Source organism: Desulfovibrio sp., assembly GCF_041907885.1.
GTDB lineage: Bacteria > Desulfobacterota > Desulfovibrionia > Desulfovibrionales > Desulfovibrionaceae > Desulfovibrio.
Genome location: NZ_JAYRGM010000001.1, coordinates 1 through 21,182, shown reverse-complemented (window position 1 = coordinate 21,182; position 21,182 = coordinate 1). Strand labels below are relative to the sequence as shown.

Here is a 21,182-nt window from a genome sequence, read left to right as displayed (position 1 = left end):
CGCTATCCCTTCCCATCGTATAAAAAGTCAATGGCTGTCTGGCCCACCCAAAAGATATCGCATTGATACCACAAAAACAGGCCAGCTTGGTTATCAGCCTTGGTGACAGCCGTTTTCCGCGCGCCAGAACAAAAAGAGCCCTCCGCAAAAGAGGGCTCGCACACACCACCCGGCTGGCAGCCAGGCAGAGCAGCAAAACTGGTGTCGGTGTCCCCCCCCCGGCTTGTCGATGCGGGAGGGGAACGCCATAAAACTACTGCTGTGTTCTGCTTTTTGGCAGCAACAGGTTGAGCACCACGCCGGTAAGGGCAGCAAGGCCAATGCCGCCAAGCTTGAACGAACCGATGCTGAACTGCATGCCGCCCACGCCAAAAATGATGATCAGCGCAACAATAATCATGTTGCGCGGTTCCATCAAATCCTTGCCTGCACGCACAAGAGTGTTAAGACCCACCACCATGATTGCGCCAAACAGCAAAATCATGATGCCGCCCATGACAGGCACAGGAATGGAGCCGAGAAACGCGCCGATCTTGGCCACAAAAGAAAGCAAAATGGCGCACATGGCAGCCCAGGTCATGACAGCGGGGTTAAACACCCGCGTAAGGCTGACCGCGCCGATTACTTCGGCGTAGGTGGTGCAGGGCGGGCCGCCCACAAAGCCAGCGGCCATGGTGGCAACGCCGTCGCCAAACATGGTGGCGTGTACGCCTGGGTCTTTCAGATAATCGCGCCCGGTGATGGAGCTGATGGCTACCACGTCGCCAAAGTGCTCAATGGCCGGGGCAAGCGTGATGGGCATGATGAACAGTATTGGTTCCCAGGCGAATTCGGGAAACGTGAACGAGGGCATCTGCAACCAGGGGGTTGCGGCAACCTTGGTCCATTCGCCCACACCGAGAAAGATGGAAACAATAAAGCCCGCCGCAATGCCGCACAAAATGGGCATGAGGCGCAAAAAGCCCTTGCCCATCAGCGACACCAGCACGGTCACTGTCAGCGAGGTCATTGATATCCACAGGGCGGTGTTTTCTGGCACAAGCACCACAGCACCGTCGCCGGTTTTGCCAAGGGCCATGTGAACCGCCACCGGGGCCAGAATAAGACCGATAACCATAATGACCGGGCCGGTCACAATGGGCGGCAGCACGCGCAGCACCACATCGGTGCCACGCCAGCGGATAAGCCCGCTCAAAAGAAAATATACAAGACCAGAGCACACAAGCCCGCCAAGGGTTTGCGGCATGCCCCAGGTTTGCACGCCGTAGATGATGGGCGCGATAAAGGCAAATGAAGAGGCAAGAAAAATGGGAACCTTGCCCCTGGTGCAGATCTGAAAAAGCAGTGTGCCCACACCGGCGGTGAACAGGGCAACGTTGCTGTCGAGACCGGTCAAAATGGGAACAAGAACCAGAGCGCCAAAGGCCACAAAGAGCATTTGCGCGCCCACAAGGCAATCCCTGAAGCGAAAATTATAGTCAGTGGGTGCTATCTCGCGCCGCGTGCTGGCTGAACTCATGGGCCCCTCGCTACTTGGTTCCAAAGATACGGTCGCCGGCGTCGCCGAGACCAGGAATGATATACCCGTTTTCATTCAGATGGGAATCAATGGCAGCCGTGTAGATATCCACATCGGGGTGGGCGGCCTGCACTTTTTCGAGCCCCTCTGGGGCGCACACAAGATTGAGGCTGCAAATCTGCGTGCAGCCGTGGCGCTTCAGCAGGCTGATTGCGGCAATAAGCGAACCGCCGGTGGCCAGCATGGGGTCGAGAATAATGGCCAGCCGCTGATCCATATCAGTGGCGAGCTTTACATAATATTCAACAGGTTCAAGGGTTTCTTCGTTGCGGTACAGGCCCACAACGCTGATCTTTGCGCCAGGAATCATGTCCAGCACGCCGTCCATCAGGCCCAGGCCCGCGCGCAAAATGGGAACAACCGTCACCATCTTGCCCGAAATGGCTTCAATTTCCACCGGCCCGGCCCAGCCTTCGACGGTGTGCTTTTCGGTACGGAAGCTCTTGGTGGCTTCATAAATCAGCAGACGCGCAATTTCATTGGAAACAGAACGGAACTCACGCGTGGAGGTGGCCCCCATGCGCAAAATGCCCAGCTTGTGGCGCACAAGAGGATGATCGACGACATAAACGGCCATAACGCCTCCTTGACTATGCATAACGGACGGATTGAAAAAAATTAAAACCGAACTACGCTATTCTTAATCATGGCTTGTGTCAATGACATTACCCGGCCCCCTTGTTGCCCTGCTGCCAGCGCATGCGGTAGTATTTACAGACTATGCGCGCACCAGAGCGCCTGCCGTGCCCTATTCGGCACTGGCCTGCGGCCCCTCAAACACACAGCCCGGAGGTCATAAAATGCCCGCCACCGTCTTTTATGCAGACATGCACTGCCGCTCGCACGAAGACAGCAAAATCGCCAAGGTTGCCCGCCTGTGCGAAGCGCTGAATCTTAAAAAGATCATCAAAAAAAAGGAACTGACCGCCATAAAGCTGCACTTTGGCGAGTTCGGCAACGATACCCATCTTAATCCCACCCTGGTTCGGCAGGTTGTGGACAAGATTTTCGAGGCGGGCGGCAAGCCTTTTCTTACCGACACCACCACACTGTATTCTGGCAGCCGCCACAATGCAGTAGACCACATGCAAACAGCCTACGCGCACGGCTTTGCGCCCTCGGTGGTGAAAGCCCCGGTTATTCTTGCAGATGGCCTGTACGGAGAAAACGACACGCCGGTACGCATAAACGGCAAGCATTTCAAAGAGGTACACATAGCCACTGAGATTCGCCGCGCACCGGCCATGGTGGTACTTTCGCACTTCAAGGGACACGAAATGGCGGGCTTTGGCGGCGCAATCAAAAATCTGGCCATGGGCGGCGCAGCGGTGCGTGGCAAAAAGGCCCAGCACGCAACACATGTGGCCGTAAGCGAAAAGAAATGCGTTGGCTGCGCAAAATGCGTAAAGGTATGCCCGCAGCACGCGCTGAGTATGAAAAGCAAAAAAAGCGTTGTGGACATTGCAAAATGTATTGGCTGCTTTGAATGCATTACCGTTTGCCCGGAAAAAGCCATCAGCATAGACTGGGAAACAGAAATCCAGCCTTTTATGGAACGCATGACAGAGTATGCCTATGGCGTAGTGAAAGGCCGCAAAAAGAACATCTGCTACATCAACTTTGTGCTCAACGTAACGCCCGACTGCGATTGCGCCCCCTGGAGCGACATGCCGCTGGTGCCCGATGTGGGCATACTCGCCTCTACTGACCCCGTTGCACTCGATCAGGCCTGTTTTGATCTGGTCTCCAAGGCTCCCTCACTTTCACCGACCACGCCAGGCGCTGATATAACAGACAAATTTACCGCCCGCTGGCCCCACACATCTGGCACTGTGCAGCTGGCCTATGGTGAAACCCTGGGGCTTGGCAGCCGCGAGTACAAGCTTAAAAAAATCTAGCTGCAACATAAGGGCTCCTGCCAACAGGCAGGCCCTTTTGCAAATAAACCTGCACCATATCTGCCCCTTCAGCCAGGCATGGCCGCTGAGCTGAAGGGGCAGATATGGTTGCACATTCCAGCCCACACAATTCCGTCACACGAATGTCACCAAATTGTAATTTTTATGGCATGAAATTTTTTTCTTTGCGTGATATATTAAAAAAATTTACTTAACTCTGGTTACATATTTAATTTGTGCTTAATATTTTTTTTTAAAAAAATTATTTTTTTATTTAAAAATTTTTTAGGTCAAAATAAATAGCAATCCAACTGCCATTCGCAATCTGCCAGTGAATAAATTTTTCTTATAAAACAAAATTTATACATTATAAATATTATCTGTATCAGTATTTAATGTTACTTTTTGTTATATAAACTATATACAATGTAACTATATCAATAAAAATTCACTGGCCAAACAATTTATATCCACAACGTTCTGTTTTCCAAAAAATCTTTTTTGGCTTAAACTCAAGATATCTGAGCTGTGGCAAACTTTTTTAGCAAATAACAGTTGAATTTTGGGTGGTAGGTCACTTAAGTTTGCTTCAGCTTTTGGCCTTTAAGAATCTGACACGCTGCGTGCATTGGGGTACGCAGGTTCGTCGCCCGGTATAACTGCTGCCCTGCTGTGGTCGGGGTTTGGTTTTGTTCTTTTTGTGGCACAAAAGTTTACAAGTGAGGAGGTTTACGGAATGAAACGTATCGTAGCACTGTTTATCGCTCTGGGTCTTGTTTGCGGCATGACCCTTGGCTTTGCCTCGGCCTCTGAGGCCAAGACCATCATCAAGATCGCGGGTATGAAACCCGAGGGCGAGCCCGAAACCCTGGGCATGCACCTGTTTGGCAAGTACCTTGCCGAGCTCTCCAACGGCAAATACGAAGTGCAGGTTTTCCCCAACAGCCAGCTTGGCAAGGAAGACGCCTACATTGCAGCCACCCGCAAGGGTATCATTCAGATGTGCGCCACCGGCACGCAGACCTCTGCCCTGCACCCCGCCATGGCCATGCTTGAAACCCCCATGCTGTTTGACAACCTCGACCATGCCCGCCGCGCCATGGAAGGCAAGACGTTTGATCTTATCAACGAGGGCTTTACCGAAAAGTCCGGCCTGCGCACCATGAACGCCTTTCCCTTGGGCTTCCGCCACTTCTACACCAAGAAGCCCATTGTTACCGTGGAAGACGTAAAGGGCCTGCGTATGCGCGTGCCCAACATTCCGCTGTACACCAACTTTGCCAAGGAATGCGGCATCAGCGGCCAGCCCATGCCTTTTGCCGAAGTGCCCGGCGCGCTTGACCAGGGTGTTATCGACGGCGGCGACAGCCCGCTGGCCGACATCGTAAGCCTCAAAATGTACGAAATCACGCCCGAAATCACCCTTACCGGCCACATTCTCGTTATCCACTCCCTCTACATCAACGACAAGTTCTACCAGTCGCTGCCCGCCGAGGACAAAAAGTGGTTTGACGAAGCCGCCAAGCGCTCGGCCAATGACGTGTGGGCCATGGTTAAGGAAGGCGACGAAAAAGCCAAGGAAACAATCCTTGCCAACAAAGGCCACATCAACACGCCCAGCAAGGAATTTCACGATTACATGGCCGAAGCTGGCAAGCGCAGCTGGAAGCTCTTTTACGACACGGTGCCCAACTGCCAGGCCATTCTGGACAGCGCCGCCAGCTACCGCGAATCCAAATAACTGTTCACTGCTTTACAGGCCGGAAGAGCGCGTGCTTTTCCGGCCTGTGCGGTTCATGAACACAACCCCCGCAGCCTTGGGTCGCGGGGGTTGCAACAATTTTTCACGCAGCTATCTAGGCGGCGCAACGGGCATGCCGGTACAGGCATGGCACTGTAAAGCCAACGATTGGGGGCAGCGTTTTACTGAGGTTCGTTATGAGCGAGGATCTTTCCAAAAACTTTCCGCCCGACCATGCACCGGGCGTGCATGCCCTGCTTGAACCAGAGCAGGAACCCAAGCATGAAACCATGGGGCAACTGCTGTTTGAAGTGTTTTGCGCCGTTATTTTTCTGGGCATGATTGGCCTTGTGTTTTACAATGCCCTGCTGCGCTACATTTTTTCATCTAGCTACCCGCCCAGCGAAGAATGGGCGCGGTTTCTCTTCATGTACATCACGTTTTTTGGTGCCATCGAAGCCTTTATCTGCAAAAAGCACATTGCCGTTGATCTGCTTGTAACCACGCTGGAAGGTACAAAAAGAAAGGCTGTGGATATTCTGGCCTCGGTATGCGGCCTTTTTGCCCTGGGCCTGCTGTTTTACGGCGGCGTGGTCAACGTGCTGCAAACGCTCGACACCTACTCTGTGGCAACCAACGTCAATATGGCCTTTATCAACGGCACTCTGCCCATCATGGCCCTTGTGGGCGTGATTGTGGAAGTGCGCTCGCTTGTGGCCCTTGTTCGCAGACCCGCATCCACCTTCCACAAGGGCTAGGAGAGAAGAATGGAACTCTTTATTTTCCTCGGCTCCCTCTTCTTCTTCATGCTCATTGGTGTTCCGCTGGCCATCGTGCTTGTGCTGTGCTCCATCGTGCTCATGTGGCACTCTGGCATGTGGGACGCCATGATCATTCCCGGCAGCATGCTCGACGGTGCCAACAACTACCCCTTGATGGCCATTCCCTTCTTTGTGTTTGCCGGTGAAATCATGGCAGAGGGCGGCCTTTCAAAGCGCGTGGTGCAGCTTGCCCAGCTCATGATTGGCCGGGTGCGCGGCGGCCTTGGCTATGCGGCCATTATCGCCAGTATCATTTTTGCCGGTCTTATGGGCAGTTCTGTGGGTGAAGCTGCGGCCCTTGGCGGCCTGCTGCTGCCCATGATGAAAGAAGTGGGCTACCACCCCGGCCGCGCGGGCGCGGTTATCGCTTCTGGCGCCATTCTTGGCCCCATCATTCCGCCCAGCACCAACTTCATTTTGTTGGGCGCCACGGTGAGCGGCCTTTCCATCACCAAACTTTTCATGATCGGCCTTGTGCCCGGTATTCTTATCGGTCTGGCCCTCATGGTGGTGTGGTTCTTTGTGGTGCGCAAAGACGGCTACAACGAAACCATCCGCTTTACAAAGCAGGAAGCAATCAAGATTCTTATTGATTCCACGCCTGCCTTCATGATGCCCGTGCTGCTGCTGGGCGGCATTCGCTTTGGTATCTTTACCCCCACTGAAGGCGGCGCTTTTGCAGCCATTTACGCCATCCTGGTATGCGTACTGTACTACCGCGAGCTTTCGTTCCGCGATCTGCTGCGGGTCAGCGCCCGCGCAGCCCGTACCACCTCGGTGGTTATGCTGATCGTGGCCACGGCCACCGCCGTGGGCTGGTTCATTACCATTGCGCAGATTCCCAACCAGATGACCGCGCTCTTCTCGCCGCTTATCGACAGCCCCATATTGCTGCTCATCAGCATCAATATCTTCCTGTTCCTTATCGGCATGGTCATGGATCTCACGCCCAATATCCTGATCTTTGCACCGGTGTTTTACCCGCTTATCCAGCAGGCTGGCATCGACCCCTACTACTTCGGCCTGCTCTTTGTGCTCAACCTGGGCATCGGCGTTATCACGCCCCCGGTGGGCACGGTGCTGTACGTTGTATGCGGCATCGGGCATATCAAGTTTGCCGACCTGATCGTCAAGCTGGTGCCCTTCATTGTGGTTGAAACCATCATGCTCTTCCTGCTGCTGTTCTTCCCCAAGCTTTCGCTCGTTCCCATGAACTGGCTGATGGGCGGCAACTAGCAGTAGCCCGCTAAAACAGTAAAGCCCCTGCCTTTCCCAAGGCAGGGGCTTTTTTTGTTCGTGCAAACGGGCAGAGGTGTGAGGCCGCTTAGGTCAGCGCATCACCTCGCACTTACAAGGGTCAGGATACCGCGCACCTCGACAACACCAGAAATCAGGAAAAAATATTTGTCGCAACAATATTTTAACGATTTTTTAATAAAAAATATATTTTTATTAAAGGTATAAAATTATAAATACAAAGAACGATACGATAAACAGTATCAGCATGAAAATACTGAATGAAAAAATATCTTCTGATAGAATATTTAACCATATCAAATTGTTAACAGCAACTACTTGCCTAACTGCAAATGAGGCCGGAGGCGTGCATGTTCAGGATGTTTACTATCTCTCACCGCATGTTCATGATTTTGGTTTTTACACTGGTGATTGTGGGAGGTCTTGTGTACTCCCTCATCCACATTTCCAACGCTGCCACAGAGCTTTCGGCCCAAAAAGTGGGCGAAGTTTTTTATGAAGGCCAAAAGCAGCGCATCCGCGATCTCTCAAGCACCATGGCAAACAGCATTGGCGAGCAGATCAGCGGCATTACCGACACAGCTCAACGCAATGCCATCATTGCCAGCGCCATAAAAAAAGCCCGCTACGAAAAAGACAGCTCCGGCTACTTTTTTGTGTACGACGGCGGCATCGTTGTGGCCCACGTTTTTTCCGATCTGGTGGGCAAAGACCTTGGCAACTCTGTGGATAAAAACGGCGTGCGGTTTAATGCCGAGCTTGCCAAAAAGGCGGCGGAAGGCGGCGGCTTTGTGAGCTTTGTGTTCAACAAGCCCGGCGGCGGCACGCAGTCAAAAATTGCCTATGGTTCGCAGGTTCCCGGCACTAGCCTGTGGGTGGGCGCGGGCGTTTACATTGATAACGTGGAACAGGTTAAAAACGAAATTGCTGGCGAAATCAGCAACGCCATATTCGAAAATCTCAAAAAAATCCTCATCGGCGTGGTCTGCTGCATTGTGCTTTTGTACATACCGCTGATGCTGTTGATCACCCGCTCCATCCTGCAACCCGTCAAGGCCGCGCGCGAGGCCGCGCAGCGCATTTCAAACGGCGATATGGACGTGCAGATACTCGCCACCGGAAAGGATGAGGTGACAGTACTGGAACGCTGCCTGTCCGAAATGACAGCCAACGTAAAAAAATCGCTGGCTATTTCTGAAGAAAAAACCCGCGAGGCGGAACAGAGCACCCAAAAGGCCCTTGAAGCAGCCGAAAAAGCAGAGCGCATGACAGAAGAAGCCCGCCGCGCCCGCAGCGAAGGCATGTTGAGCGCCGCAACGCACCTGGAAAAGGTGGTTACAACCATAACTGGCATTTCGTCCGAACTTTCCGATAACATTGCCCATGCCGAGAACGGGGCAACCACACAGGCCGCACGCACCACAGAAGCCGCCACTGCGGTGGAACAGATGAACTGCACTGTTATTGAAGTGGCCAAAAACGCTTCTGCCACGGCAGACCTTGCCACCGGCATGCGCCAGCGCGCGGCCCAGGGGGCCGAAGTGGTGTTTCAGTCTGTACAGGCCATTGGCAACGTGCAGCAGGATGCCCTGGTGCTGAAAGACGAAATGACCCGGCTTGCGGGGCATGCCAAGGCCATATCGCAGATCATGGGCGTTATTTCAGACATTGCCGACCAAACCAACCTGCTGGCCCTCAACGCTGCCATTGAAGCAGCCCGCGCCGGTGACGCCGGGCGCGGCTTTGCCGTTGTGGCCGACGAAGTGCGCAAACTGGCAGAAAAAACCATGAGCTCAACCAGCGACGTGGGCAATGCCATTGGCGCCATCCAGAAAAGTGTGGATTCCAGCATCCATCAGGTAGACGTGACTGCCAGCAATGTTGAAAGCGCCACTGCCCTTTCTCAAAAATCTGGCGAAGCCCTGCGCGAAATTGTGGAGATGGTTGACCTTACCGTGGATCAGGTGCGCGGCATCGCCACTTCTTCCGAAGAGCAGTCAGCCGCCACCGAATCCATCACCCAAACGGTGACACAGGTCAGCTCCATTGCGGCAGAGACTGCCACCATCATGCACACCTCCTCCAGAGCGGTTGCCGCCCTTGCGGATGAAGCAAAAAATCTCAACAAAATGGTTGCCGAGCTGAAAAGCGCGCATTAACGGCTAATGGGGGGGGCGTATTGCGTAAACGCCCCTCCCTCGAAAGACCAGAGCTTTCCCCTGTATAGTGCGCAAAGCCAAAACGGGCTGCACCCTCACCGATGTTTCCATGCTGCGTGATCTTGCAGTGCTGATGCACAAACCTGAAAGGGCTGCCCCACCCTTGCGCTGCTGCACTTAACGGCCTGCTGGCAGCAATCACCTCCCCTGCACCCGCCTGGGGTTTGTTTACTGAAGGAGCATGGCTTCACGCGACAATCAACCATCTGCATGCACGCGACGGTGCATTATATCACACCAATTTTATTACAAAAATGTATCAGAACTTAACAATTATGACAAAATTGTTTCAATTATTGACAATTAAAAAATTCAAGTGATTTAAATATCTTGCGTTTCAAAACGGCACGGATGATGCATACATCTTGCTGTTTTTATTGAATTAAGCATTTCAGCAAGGAGATTATGATGTCGATGAACTTTTTTTCTCTGGTCAGTCGCAAAACCATGCCTGTTCTGCTGGCATGCGGTCTGCTGCTGCCTGCCGCAACGGGTCAGGCACAAGACGCCCCCCAGTATACCGCCACAATTTCTGCCGCCACCAACCCCCTGAGCACCAGAGGCGTAGTTACCAGCCCCAACTATCTGGCCTCGCAGGCGGGTCTTGATGTTTTGCGGCGCGGCGGCACGGCTGTGGATGCGGCCATTGCCACCGCTTCTACCCTTGCCGTTGTGTACCCGCAAATGTGTACTCTGGGCGGGGATAACTTCTGGCTTATCTACAATGCCAAAACCGGCGAGCTCAAGGCGCTCAACGCCAGTGGCCGCTCTGGCGAAAAGGCCACCATTGATTTTTATACCTCCAAGGGGCTGAAAAAAATCCCCTCCCGTGGCTACATTGCCGCCAATACCGTGCCGGGCGTGGTCTCTGGCTGGGACGCAGCCTATGCCTACAGCAAGGAAACCATGGGCAGCAAGATGAAGTGGAAAGAGCTTTTGGCTTCCGCAACCGATTACGCTGCCAATGGCTTTCCCGTAAGCACCTCGCTTGCCTACTGGAGCAAGATCAACACCAATCCCGCCGACTCTGAATTCCGCAACCTTCAGCGCTTTGACGCCTTCCGTAAAACCTATCTGCATGCGGATGGCAGCCCCTACAGTGTGGGCGAAGTCATGCGCCTGCCCGACCTGGCAGCCACCCTGAACCAGATTGCAGACAAGGGCGCACAGGTATTTTACAAGGGCGATATCGCCAAGCGCATGGTGGCCGATTTGCAGGCCAACGGGGGCCTTTTGACCCTCAACGATTTTGCCAGCCACAAGGCCGACTGGGTTAACCCCATCTCGGTCAATTATCGCGGCTACAAGGCTGTTAACTTTCCGCCCAATACGCAGGGCATGGCCTCACTTGAAATTCTCAATGTTCTCAACAATTTCGACATCAAATCCATGGGCGAGGGCACGGCAGATTACTACCATGCGCTGATCGAGGCCACCAAGGAAGCCTTTGTGGACCGCGACAAGTATCTTTCTGACCCTGATTTTGTAAAGATTCCGCTTGATTATCTGCTCTCTGCCAAGCACGGCAAGGATCAGGCCGCGCGCATCAGCATGTCCAAGGCAGCCGTGAACCTCACGCCGCTTGACCCCAAGGGCGATACCATCTGGCTTGGCGTTGTGGACGCGCAGGGCAACGCAGTTTCACTTATCCAGAGCATCTACCACGACTTTGGCTCTGGCATTGTGGCGGGCGGCACGGGCGTGCTGCTGCAAAACCGGGGCAGCTTTTTCTCGCTTGATCCCAAGCACGTTAACCACCTCGAACCGCGCAAGCGCACCTTCCACACGCTCAACCCCGCCATGTTGCTCAAAAACGACAAGCCCTACCTTGTGTACGGAACCATGGGCGGCGAAGGCCAGCCCCAGACTCAGGCTGCCATTGTTACCCGCGTGGTGGATTTTGGCATGACCCCGCAAGAAGCCATTGCCGCCCCCCGCTGGCTCTATGGCCGCACATGGGGCGCTTCTTCCAACGATCTCAAGCTTGAAGGCCGCATTCCCCAAAAGGTTGCCGACGAGCTCAAGCGCCGTGGCCATCCTGTGCGTCTGATTGACAACTACACCGACACCATGGGCCATGCTGGCGCGATTCTTGTGGATCAGACCACCGGCGTGCGCCAGGGCGGCACAGACCCGCGCGGCGACGGCGCGGCTGTTGCCTACTAGCCACCTTACCGTAACATCAGCGGGGCTGTACCCCACCAAAACCAACACCCGCCATGGTTTGCGCCACGGCGGGTGTTGGTTTTGGCATGGGCCATACGGGCTATGCCCAGTTTTTGTCGGCGTGGCCAAGGTCTTCCAGCACCAGGGTTGGCTGGTGCTCCACGCGCGACAGATCGTCACGCGTGGCCTCGCCGCTGAGCACAAGAATGGAATCAATACCGGCATTGCGGGCAAGCTGCATATCGGTGCTCAGGCGGTCGCCCACCATGACCATTTCTTCCTTGCGGTAGCGGGCCAGCAGGGGGGCAAGCACGGCGGGATCAGGCTTGCCAAAAATATACTGCGGCTTTCTGCCCGTAGCCGTGGCGTACAGGCTTATAAAACTGCCCACATCGGGCAAGGGACCTTCGGGCGAGGGGCACACAAGGTCTGGATGCGTGGCGAGAAAAAGCACCGAGCTGTCTTGCAGCAGCACAGCAGAGCGCGCAAGCTTGTGGTAGGTGAGCTCGGTATCGTAGGCCAGCACCACGGCCTGCGCGCCCTGCTCCACCAGGTGCAGCTCTGGCATGCGGCCTTGCAGATCGCGCTGAAAATCGGCATTGCCCACGGGGAACACACGCTCGATGCCTCTGGCGCGCAAAAAATCCACCAGCGGTGTCACGGGCGAGAGCAGCAGGTCTTCCCGCGCGGCAATACCCATTCCATTGAGCTTGTCCACGTAGGTCAGCGGTGATTTGGAGGTATTGTTGCTCAGAAAGTAAAAATCCAGCCTGTCCCAGTGCTGCCGAATAAAGCGCACGGCTCCTGCAATGGGAATATGACCAAGGTAGACAGTACCATCCATATCAAGCACAACGCAGCGTTTTTGTGACCAATCCATATCTGCAATCCTTGAGTTTTTTGTTTTCATTATGCGGCATTGCCACCCAAGGCAAGAACATCTGCCCCGATTGGCAGAGTTCAATCTTGACGCAACACCGCAAATTGATAACCATACGGCATCAACAATCATCCTGGGCAAAACCGCAGCAATCATATAACCGGTCTGGCTCTTCAACCCTGTTGCGCTGATACGCCGTTGTTTTTCGGCCACGCGGGCGCGGCATCTGGCAGCGTCTGCATGTCTTGTGATGATTCCGACAATTTGCTCCACTGGAGAAACCATGCTTGAAACTACTGTTGTCGTCATAGGCGGCGGCGCAACAGGCATCGGAACCCTGCGCGATCTCTGCATGCGCGGTATTCCTGCCATATTGCTGGAACAGGGCGGCCTGGCCCACGGCACCAGCTCGCGCTTTCACGGCCTGCTGCACAGCGGCGGCCGCTACGCCGTGGGAGATAATGAGTCGGCACGCGAATGTATTGAAGAAAACATGATCGTGCGGCGCATTGGCAGGCAGTGCATTGAAGAAACCGAGGGCTTTTTTGCCCTCACCCCAGAGGACGACCCGGCCTATGTGGACCGCTGGGTTGAGGCCTGTGGCCGCGCGGGTATTGATGCCCCTGAAATCGACGTCAAGGAAGCCCTGCGCCTTGAGCCCAACATGTCGCCCGAAATCAGCCGCGTTTTCCGCGTGCCCGATTCGTGCGTGGACGGCTTCAGGCTTGTGCTGCACAACGCCATGTCTGCCCGCAGGCACGGCGGGCAAATGCTCACCTATCACGAGGTAACCGGCATCTGCCAGAAAAACGGCAGGGTGTGCGGCGTTACGGCCATCAACCGTCACACGGGCGAAACCGTTGAAATCGCCTGCTCCGTTGTGGTGAATGCCGCCGGCTCGTGGTCTGGCCGCATTGCGGCGCTGGCCGGGCTTGATGTGGCAGTTTCGCCCGACCGTGGCACGCTTGTGGTCTTCAACCACCGCTTTACCTCGCGTGTGGTCAACCGCCTGCACCCCGGTTCGGACGGCGACATTTTTGTTCCGCACGGTTCCATCACCATTCTGGGCACAACCTCCACCCCCACCGACAGGCCCGACGACACAACCCCCACCAGCGAGGAAGTGCTGCGCCTGCTCAAGATTGGTGAACCGCTGTTCCCCCGCGTGCGCGAATACCGTATTTTGCGCGCCTTTGCGGGCACGCGCCCCCTCTATACGCCGGGCAATGCCGCCGGGCGCAAGGCCAGCCGCAATTTTCACGTTGTGGATCATGCGGAACAGGGCCTCGACGGCATGATTTCCATCTTTGGCGGCAAGCTTACCACCTACCGTCTCATGGGCGAAAGGGCCGCCGACCGCGTTTGCGCCAAACTGGGCATTTCCGCGCCCTGCCGCACGGCCATCGAGCCCATCATCCCCGACCCGGACGAGGCCACCCTGGCCCGCGCGGCCAAGTATTTTCCCGTGCAGGGAATCAAGCTCATGGCCGACCGCATGGGCGACGACCTCGGCCCGGTGCTGGAACTGGCCGAAAAGGCGAAGACAAACCCCCTGCTGTGCGAATGCGAAATGGTGAGCATGGCCGAAATCGAATGCGTGGCAAAAGATCCCTCCACCCATTCGCTCACCGATATCCGCCTGCGCACGCGCCTGGGCATGGGCACATGCCAGGGCACGTTCTGCTCGCTGCGCACCGTGGCCTCACTGGCCGAGCACGGCGTTTCACTTGAGCTTTCGCCCACAGACAACGCGCGGCGCTTCCTTCAGGAACGCTGGGGAGGGCTGCGGCCCGCCCTGTGGGGCATGCAGGCACGTGAAATGGAACTTGGCCGCGCCGTGTACGCGGGAACACTCAATCTTGATGGAGCCGCCCATGAGCAGGATTGTTGACGTATTGGTGGTCGGCTCTGGTCTTGCGGGTCTTGTGGCTGCGCTGACCGCAGCCGAACAGGGCCGCAGCGTGCGGCTGCTCACATCGGGCATGGATTCGCTGGCCATCAGCGGCGGTTCGGTGGATTTTCTCGGTTATGCAGACAGCAGGCTGGCCTCTGATCCGTGGCAAAGCCTGGCCCTGCTGCCCGAAGACCACCCCTACCGCCTTTTGGGAACAGAAAGCGTGCGCTCGGCCTTTCAGTTTTTTTCTGACACCATGGAAAAACAGCACTGGCCCATGCGCCCCGCCCTTGCCCAGGATGGCACGCCGCGCAATACCCAGCTGCCCACCATCATGGGCACGCTCAAGCCCACCTATCTGCTGCCCGCCAGCCTGAATACCCAGGCCATGGCCAGTGCCAAAAAGGTGCTTGTGCTCAGCGTGCAAGGCCTGCGCGACTGCCAGCCCGCCCTGGTGGTAAGCCAGCTCAAACGATACAGAAGCTGGGCCGACAGGGAATTCAGCCAGGGCCTGCTGCCCTCGCCCTTTGGTGAAACCCACCGCGCCATCACCGCGCTGGACCTTGCCCGCCTTGCAGACAAACAGCAAAGCCGCCAGTGGCTGTTGAACGCCCTGGCTCCCCACGCTGGCAAGTACGACCTGATCCTCATACCGCCCCTGTGCGGCAGCAGGGCCAACCCCGAAGTATGGCAGGCAGTCAATGTTGCCGCTGGCTGCCCGGTGGTTGAAATGCTGTCCATTCCTCCGGGGGTGGGTGGCCTGCGCCTGCGCGATGCCCTGTTGACTGCCCTGCACAAGCTCGACTTTGAGCTGGTGGAAAACACCACGGTTCTGCGTGCCGAAACAGCAGACAAAGTCTGCACGTCAGTGCTGGCAGAGGCATCTGGCCAGCAGCGCCGCCACGAGGCCCGCGCCTTTGTAACCGCCACGGGCGGCATTCTTGGCGGCGGCATGGTGCTTGAACCCGGCCAGTGCTGGGATTCGGTATTCAACATTGACATCACCGTGCCCCAGGATGTGACACAGTGGTCTGAACCGCAGATTTTTGGCAACCACCTGTTCTCACGCATGGGCGTGCGTGTTGACCGCGAAATGCGGCCTGTGGATGCCGCCGCTGCCGTGCGCTGGCAAAACGTGTTTTTTGCCGGGCGCAGCCTTGGCGGTTACGATTACGCAACAGAAAAAAGCGGTCATGGCGTTGCCATTGCCACGGGCTGGCAGGCAGGCCGCATGGCCGCCGCAGCCGCCGCTGCCGGGGAAAAACAATGAGCGTGCGCATTAATCCGGACAAGTGTATAGCCTGCACCACCTGCGTGGTTCACTGCCCCGTGGCAGAGGCCACGCCCAAGTTTCTGGGCCCGCGCATGATCGGCCCGGCCTATGAACGCTTTCGCCTGCTGGGCCTTACGGAAGATCCCTCGCTGCACTATTGCGCCAACTGCAAAAACTGCGATATCTCCTGCCCGCACGGCGTGCCTGTTTCAAGCCTCAACATGATGGCAAGGGCCGACCAGTTCAAAAAACACTCGCCCGGTCTGCGCGACTGGGTGCTTGGGCATGGCGAACTTATGGCCAAGTGGCTGCGGCTCATCCCCGCTGCCCTCAAAAACTTTGGCATGCTCAACCCGGTCACGCGCACCGTGCTTGATGCCCTGGGCATCGATAAACGTGCGCCCCTGCCCGCCTTTGCGCCGCAAACATTCCGCCAGCTCATGCGCCACGTACATCAGCCAGACCACAAGCGCAGCGTGGTGTTTTACCCCGGCTGCTACGTGGATGTGTACGACCCCCGCACGGGTCTTGATATGGTGTGGGCCATGAACCGCGCCGGATACAAGGTTATTGTGCCCGAAGAACTGGTGTGCTGCGGCCTGCCCATGGTTGCCAACGGTTTTTGGCAGCATGCCCGCTCCAATGCGGAGCATAACCTCAAAGCCCTGGGCCAGTGGCGTGACGCCGGTTTGCCCGTGGTTACGGGTTGCCCCAGCTGCGCCCTCATGTTTCGCGTGGATCTGCCGGAATACTTCCCCGATGTGGCCGAAAAATACGGCGCGTGCAGCCTTGCCGATGCGCAGGAATTTCTGCTCGATGCCGTGGACAGCGGCGACCTCTCGCTCAAGGCCGATGGCAAGCAGCAAACACTGCCTGATCTCAAGCTCATTTACCACGCCCCCTGCCACTTGCGGGCTCAGGGCAACGGCTTGCCGGGTCTTGAGCTGTTGCGCCGCCTCGATGGCGTTACAGTAGAAAATGCCGACGCAGGCTGCTGCGGCATATCTGGCAGCTATGGTTTTAAAAAGGAAAAATACGATATTGCCCAGACCGTGGGCTCCGAACTGTTCACCAAGGTTCGCGAAAGCGGCGCTCAGGCGGCGGTTTCAGAATGCGGAACCTGCCGCGTGCAGATCACGCACGGATCGGGCAAGTTCAGCCTGCACCCGGTCAGCATTCTGCGCCAGCGGCTCGAAGCCCGCTAGCCCTTAGCGTTACTGTTGCCGACACACAGAGGGGCAGGCCTTTTGGCCTGCCCCTCTGTGTGTCGGACCATTTTTTTTGCAACATCCGCGCGAGCGGCTCATGCCTATCCCCCGCTCTGCATGCTGCCGATCATGTCCTTGAGCGTTAGCGCCTGAGAAGAAAGCTCGCTTACTGATTTTGAAGTCTGGCTCATGGCAACGGAGGTTTCGCGGGATATTCTGTTTACGTCGCTGATGCTTGAGCTGATGCCCTCAGTGGCGGCATATTGCTGGCCCGCAGCTGTGGCAATAAGCCTTACCTGATCCGTGGTCATATCCACAAGACGCACAATTTCTCCCAGCGAATCGCCAGATTCGCTGGCAAGGCTTGTTGCAGCGTCAATCTTGCTCACAACGTCGTCCACATTATTAATATTCTTTTGTGTGCCAGACTGAATGCCCGTGATGGCCTCGCCCACTTCTCGTGTTGCTGTCATGGTTTTTTCCGCCAGTTTGCGCACCTCGTCGGCAACCACGGCAAAGCCGCGCCCGGCGTCGCCAGCTCGCGCAGCCTCAATGGCCGCGTTGAGGGCCAACAGGTTGGTCTGGTCTGCAATGTCAGAAATGACATTCATGATCTTGCCGATGCCATCGGCCTGGACGCCCAGAGAGGTCATGTCCGTTTTCAGCTCGGTAGCTGTGGTCTGCACGCCAGAAATGCCTTCTACCACCTGTGCGACCATGTGCGCGCCACTTTCTGCCTTCGTTCTGGCCTGATCGGCTGTTTCGGCGGCTTCGGCTGCACTTTGCGAAACCTTGCCCACCGCATCGTTGAGCTCGTGCATGGCAGAAGCAGTTTCAGAAATGCGCCGGGTCTGCTCTATGGCCCCGCCAGAACATTGCTCGACCTGAGCGGAGATTTCTTCTGCCGCAATGGCAACACGGTTGGCGATGTCGTCGGCCTGAACGGCCAGGGTAGTAATGGTTCGCTGGCTTTTCATAAGGGCTGTTTTATCAATAACCAGTTCGCAAACAGCCTCGGCAGAAAAGGGCGTGGCCTTGTAGTCTATGTCCAGCTCCATACCGGCCAGCGGGCAGGCTCTGGTAGAAGAAGACTCATCCTTGTGTGAAAGAAGCGCCCGGTCGCAGGCGCAATGGCCGTTATCGCAGTCATCGGCCTTGAAATGATCGCTGCACTTGATGCCCTCGATACTTGCGGCAGGCGCGATGCCCAATGTTCCAAAATCATTGATAAAGCGTATCACCCTGTCGTGCCCGCGTATGGTAATGGGCGTGGGAATCTTGTCCATCAGCTCAACCATGCTGCCTGTCCAGGTATTGATTCCCTTTACAAGATTGCGAAAATCCCCCGCAAACTGCGCATCGTCCACCTGCCTGCGCAAGTAGCCCACAGAAGCAGCCTGCGCCACCTGATTGATATTTTGCAAAAGGGTCGCCAGCGTGTCGGCTGTTTTGTCCAGTGATCGGGCAAGCAAACCCAGTTCATCCTGGCCACGCAACTGCATGCGGGTAGAAATATCCCCCAGCGCAATGCCCTGAGCCATATGAACAGCTTTTTTCAATGGCCGGGTAATGGCAATGGTAAAAAATACGCCCATCCCCACAGACACCATAAAACCGGCGCACACAAGCCCCAAAGTCCAGGCAGCAGATTTCTCCACATTGGCATCGGCAAGCGCAGAGGCCTGCCCTGCCAGCTCTGTCTGCTGTGCAATCATCTTGCTCAGATACGCATCAAGTTGATGAGATTTATCACGCCCTTTCTTCATGGCCAGATCAAACATGCTATCATAGTCATGCACTTCAAGAGCATTTAAAAATTGCGTATTGATGGAATCATACTCTGCGATGAGTTTTTTAAGTTCTGCTATTTTAGCCTTTTCCTGGATATCAAGAGGCATGCTTTCTATTTTTGCGATACTGTCTGCATATGACTTTCTAACTTCTGCAACAATATTTTTTTGCGCAGATACCACATCTTGAGGAAGATCTTTAATAAGTGATGTTCTCTGAGTTGTTCTTAACCGCATAAAATCTGATCGCAACGAACTAAGATTCATGCTGTATGGAAATGATATTCTCCCAATTAAAGCAGTATCGTCTGCCAGTGTATGCATATTATGCATATTGTACAGTCCAATGCATAATGAAACAAATGAAACAGCAATAAAACCAACCAATAGCTTGACACCAATTCTTACATTTATCATGCCGTACCCCGTGCAGTGCATAATGTGAAAATATTTATTTTCACGTAATCAATTTAAAGCGTGCATTTTACACAACACAGAAAAAAGTTATTTGTAATTTTTTATACAAGCATGCATTGAATGATTGTTAAAATATTCATTTTTAAAATTATAAATAATAAAAATCATTTTTATGTTAAGCATAAAGTTTATATATCTGCAAGCAGTTTGCCCCCTCTGGCAAAAAATGACTAACTACTTATAAAAAATACATTTTCACCTCCCACTGTAACACAAAACTGCCCTTGGTCAGCACAGGCAGCGCAGACCCGGCAATACGGCCCCAACATGGCTTGCTTTTGATGCAATAATTCTTTGTCGTTACGATCTGCCCTCGTTTCCGCCACATTCACGCTTTGCCGAACCTACGAATGCGCTCAAGATTTGATACAATTTTAGATCAACCATTCCCCAGCCGCCGCAGACCTGCTTCTGCGCCAGCAGACAAACTCAACCAACGTGCGCAGTAGCTGCCCACCACAGCCCCACACTGCCTGCCAGTTTTGCCCCCATGCCACACATTACTTGCAATGGGCGGTGTGCTTTACCCAACCAAGCCCGCACAAATTTTGCTTTGTGCAAACGCACGGGGGCTGCCCCACCCCGCGCGGCTTCCGCCAGTGCCGCAAATCCCTCTTCTCAAAGCCCACAGCCTCAGGGCAATAAATCACTCTTTCGGTACAACCACAGCCCCAGGGCAATCACGTTTGCTCACGCAGCTGACTATGGGGTTGGCGGTGGGGCTGGCCTTGGTGTTGGCTATTTCAAACAATTTTGTATTGCCCTTTTCCACAACCAAGGTTTTTTAAAAAATATATTAATAATTTAAGTGTATTATGAAATACACGAATTTTTGTTCACGACTAATCATATTTACAAAATTGTATTGATTGTGCAGGCAGATTAATAATTAGTTTAATAATATCAAACAATTAATCAAGTGGCACGCTTTCTGCTTAAAGAGGGACAAGCGCAACGAGCGCGGGAACATCAAACCAGAGGGATTCTCATGCGTCAGGTAGCTATTTACGGCAAGGGCGGTATCGGCAAGTCCACCACCACACAGAACCTCAATGCTGGCCTCGGCGAAATGGGCAAGAACATCATGATCGTGGGCTGTGACCCCAAGGCCGACTCCACGCGCCTTATTCTGGGCGGCCTTGCCCAGCAGAGCGTGCTCGATACCCTGCGCGAAGAGGGTGAAGACATCGAACTGGACCTGGTGCTGAAGAACGGCTTCAAGGGCATCCGCTGCGTGGAATCCGGCGGCCCCGAACCGGGCGTTGGCTGCGCTGGCCGCGGTATCATCACCTCCATCGGTCTGCTTGAACGCCTTGGTGCCTACACCGAAGACCTCGACTACGTGTTCTATGACGTTTTGGGCGACGTTGTGTGCGGCGGTTTCGCCATGCCCATTCGTGAAGGCAAGGCCCAGGAAATCTACATCGTGGCTTCGGGCGAAATGATGGCCCTCTACGCCGCCAACAACATCTGCAAGGGTATCAAAAAGTACGCCAATACCGGCGGCGTGCGCCTTGGCGGCATCATCTGCAACAGCCGCAAGGTTGATGGCGAAGCCGAACTTGTTTCTGCCGTTGCCAAAGAAATCGGCACGCAGATGATCCACTTTGTGCCGCGCGACAACATGGTGCAGCGCGCCGAAATCAACAAGCAGACCGTTATCGAATTTGACCCCACCTGCGGACAGGCCGACGAATACCGCAGCCTGGCCCAGAAGATCGACGGCAACGACATGTTTGTTATCCCCAAGCCCCTCTCCCAGGAAAGGCTCGAAGAGCTGCTCATGGAACACGGTTTGATGGACGCCTAAACCAACAGCACAAAACGGAGAACAGCTATGCAGATGATTCGCACGATTATTCGGCCTGAAAAGACCACCGAGGTTCTCTCCGAGCTGCTGTCAGCGGGCTTTCCCGCCGTTACCAAGCTCGACGTGGTGGGCCGTGGCAAGCAGAAAGGCATCATGGTGGGCGACATTC

Annotated in this window: 15 protein-coding genes; 11 read left to right on the top strand and 4 right to left on the bottom strand. The window is 55.0% G+C overall.

Annotation, left to right across the window (positions count from 1 at the left end):
* Positions 1-253: 253 nt before the first annotated feature.
* The gene (locus tag ACE3NW_RS00075; protein WP_374279337.1) at positions 254-1,519 is read right to left on the bottom strand and encodes a uracil-xanthine permease family protein; all 1,266 of its coding nucleotides are present in this window, start codon (positions 1,517-1,519) and stop codon (positions 254-256) included.
* 10 nt (positions 1,520-1,529) lie between these two features.
* Complete coding sequence (gene upp / locus ACE3NW_RS00070) at positions 1,530-2,156, bottom strand: uracil phosphoribosyltransferase (protein WP_374279336.1); 627 nt, start codon at positions 2,154-2,156, stop codon at positions 1,530-1,532.
* 223 nt (positions 2,157-2,379) lie between these two features.
* On the opposite strand from upp, the gene ACE3NW_RS00065 reads away from it, so the two are divergent.
* The 6 genes from ACE3NW_RS00065 (at position 2,380) to ggt (ending at position 11,681) form a co-directional block, all read left to right on the top strand.
* Complete coding sequence (locus tag ACE3NW_RS00065) at positions 2,380-3,477, top strand: DUF362 domain-containing protein (RefSeq protein WP_374279612.1); 1,098 nt, start codon at positions 2,380-2,382, stop codon at positions 3,475-3,477.
* Positions 3,478-4,213: 736 nt separating this feature from the next.
* A complete protein-coding gene (locus tag ACE3NW_RS00060; protein WP_374279335.1) occupies positions 4,214-5,218 on the top strand; it encodes a TRAP transporter substrate-binding protein in 1,005 nt (334 codons plus the stop codon).
* A 197-nt stretch (positions 5,219-5,415) separates the two neighbouring features.
* Positions 5,416-5,976: a TRAP transporter small permease gene (locus ACE3NW_RS00055; protein ID WP_374279334.1), complete on the top strand. Its 561-nt coding sequence runs from the start codon at positions 5,416-5,418 to the stop codon at positions 5,974-5,976.
* 9 nt (positions 5,977-5,985) lie between these two features.
* Positions 5,986-7,275, top strand: coding sequence for a TRAP transporter large permease (locus ACE3NW_RS00050; protein WP_374279333.1), 1,290 nt, complete (start codon positions 5,986-5,988; stop codon positions 7,273-7,275).
* Positions 7,276-7,646: 371 nt separating this feature from the next.
* On the top strand, positions 7,647-9,455 hold the full coding sequence (locus tag ACE3NW_RS00045) for a methyl-accepting chemotaxis protein (RefSeq protein WP_374279332.1): 1,809 nt from the start codon (positions 7,647-7,649) through the stop codon (positions 9,453-9,455).
* 474 nt (positions 9,456-9,929) lie between these two features.
* Entirely contained in the window at positions 9,930-11,681 is a 1,752-nt protein-coding gene (gene ggt / locus ACE3NW_RS00040; RefSeq protein WP_374279331.1) for a gamma-glutamyltransferase, read from the top strand.
* A 100-nt stretch (positions 11,682-11,781) separates the two neighbouring features.
* Here ggt and ACE3NW_RS00035 read toward each other — a convergent pair whose 3' ends face one another.
* Positions 11,782-12,561 (bottom strand): HAD-IIA family hydrolase, encoded by a 780-nt coding sequence (locus tag ACE3NW_RS00035; RefSeq protein WP_374279330.1) that lies wholly within the window; start codon positions 12,559-12,561, stop codon positions 11,782-11,784.
* A gap of 283 nt (positions 12,562-12,844) precedes the next feature.
* Here ACE3NW_RS00035 and glpA point away from each other — a divergent pair, with 283 nt between their 5' ends.
* From glpA to ACE3NW_RS00020, 3 genes are read left to right on the top strand one after another with little or no spacing between them, the layout of a single operon-like run.
* On the top strand, positions 12,845-14,452 hold the full coding sequence (gene glpA, locus ACE3NW_RS00030; protein ID WP_374279329.1) for an anaerobic glycerol-3-phosphate dehydrogenase subunit GlpA: 1,608 nt from the start codon (positions 12,845-12,847) through the stop codon (positions 14,450-14,452).
* The gene (gene glpB / locus ACE3NW_RS00025; RefSeq protein WP_374279328.1) at positions 14,436-15,725 is read left to right on the top strand and encodes an anaerobic glycerol-3-phosphate dehydrogenase subunit GlpB; all 1,290 of its coding nucleotides are present in this window, start codon (positions 14,436-14,438) and stop codon (positions 15,723-15,725) included. Before glpA ends, glpB begins: the two co-directional genes overlap by 17 nt.
* Positions 15,722-16,933: an anaerobic glycerol-3-phosphate dehydrogenase subunit C gene (locus tag ACE3NW_RS00020; protein ID WP_374279327.1), complete on the top strand. Its 1,212-nt coding sequence runs from the start codon at positions 15,722-15,724 to the stop codon at positions 16,931-16,933. Before glpB ends, ACE3NW_RS00020 begins: the two co-directional genes overlap by 4 nt.
* Before the next feature lie 104 nt (positions 16,934-17,037).
* Here the strand turns inward: ACE3NW_RS00020 and ACE3NW_RS00015 are convergent, their stop codons facing one another.
* Positions 17,038-19,143, bottom strand: a complete 2,106-nt coding sequence (locus tag ACE3NW_RS00015; RefSeq protein WP_374279326.1) for a methyl-accepting chemotaxis protein — start codon at positions 19,141-19,143, stop codon at positions 17,038-17,040.
* A 1,048-nt stretch (positions 19,144-20,191) separates the two neighbouring features.
* On the opposite strand from ACE3NW_RS00015, the gene nifH reads away from it, so the two are divergent.
* Entirely contained in the window at positions 20,192-21,013 is an 822-nt protein-coding gene (gene nifH, locus ACE3NW_RS00010; RefSeq protein WP_240824534.1) for a nitrogenase iron protein, read from the top strand.
* Between the two features lie 27 nt (positions 21,014-21,040).
* The coding region (locus ACE3NW_RS00005; RefSeq protein WP_374279610.1) for a P-II family nitrogen regulator at positions 21,041-21,182 on the top strand (142 nt) is incomplete at its 3' end.

Bases quoted from the DNA above. Each gene is read 5' to 3' on its own strand.
- nifH (WP_240824534.1), top strand. From the start codon at position 20,192: ATGCGTCAGGTAGCTATTTACGGCAAGGGCGGTATCGGCAAGTCCACC.
- ACE3NW_RS00050 (WP_374279333.1), top strand. From the start codon at position 5,986: ATGGAACTCTTTATTTTCCTCGGCTCCCTCTTCTTCTTCATGCTCATT.
- ggt (WP_374279331.1), top strand. From the start codon at position 9,930: ATGAACTTTTTTTCTCTGGTCAGTCGCAAAACCATGCCTGTTCTGCTG.
- ACE3NW_RS00045 (WP_374279332.1), top strand. From the start codon at position 7,647: ATGTTCAGGATGTTTACTATCTCTCACCGCATGTTCATGATTTTGGTT.
- ACE3NW_RS00060 (WP_374279335.1), top strand. From the start codon at position 4,214: ATGAAACGTATCGTAGCACTGTTTATCGCTCTGGGTCTTGTTTGCGGC.
- glpA (WP_374279329.1), top strand. From the start codon at position 12,845: ATGCTTGAAACTACTGTTGTCGTCATAGGCGGCGGCGCAACAGGCATC.
- ACE3NW_RS00015 (WP_374279326.1), bottom strand. From the start codon at position 19,143: ATGATAAATGTAAGAATTGGTGTCAAGCTATTGGTTGGTTTTATTGCT.
- ACE3NW_RS00055 (WP_374279334.1), top strand. From the start codon at position 5,416: ATGAGCGAGGATCTTTCCAAAAACTTTCCGCCCGACCATGCACCGGGC.
- ACE3NW_RS00020 (WP_374279327.1), top strand. From the start codon at position 15,722: ATGAGCGTGCGCATTAATCCGGACAAGTGTATAGCCTGCACCACCTGC.
- ACE3NW_RS00075 (WP_374279337.1), bottom strand. From the start codon at position 1,519: ATGAGTTCAGCCAGCACGCGGCGCGAGATAGCACCCACTGACTATAAT.
- ACE3NW_RS00035 (WP_374279330.1), bottom strand. From the start codon at position 12,561: ATGGATTGGTCACAAAAACGCTGCGTTGTGCTTGATATGGATGGTACT.
- glpB (WP_374279328.1), top strand. From the start codon at position 14,436: ATGAGCAGGATTGTTGACGTATTGGTGGTCGGCTCTGGTCTTGCGGGT.
- ACE3NW_RS00065 (WP_374279612.1), top strand. From the start codon at position 2,380: ATGCCCGCCACCGTCTTTTATGCAGACATGCACTGCCGCTCGCACGAA.
- upp (WP_374279336.1), bottom strand. From the start codon at position 2,156: ATGGCCGTTTATGTCGTCGATCATCCTCTTGTGCGCCACAAGCTGGGC.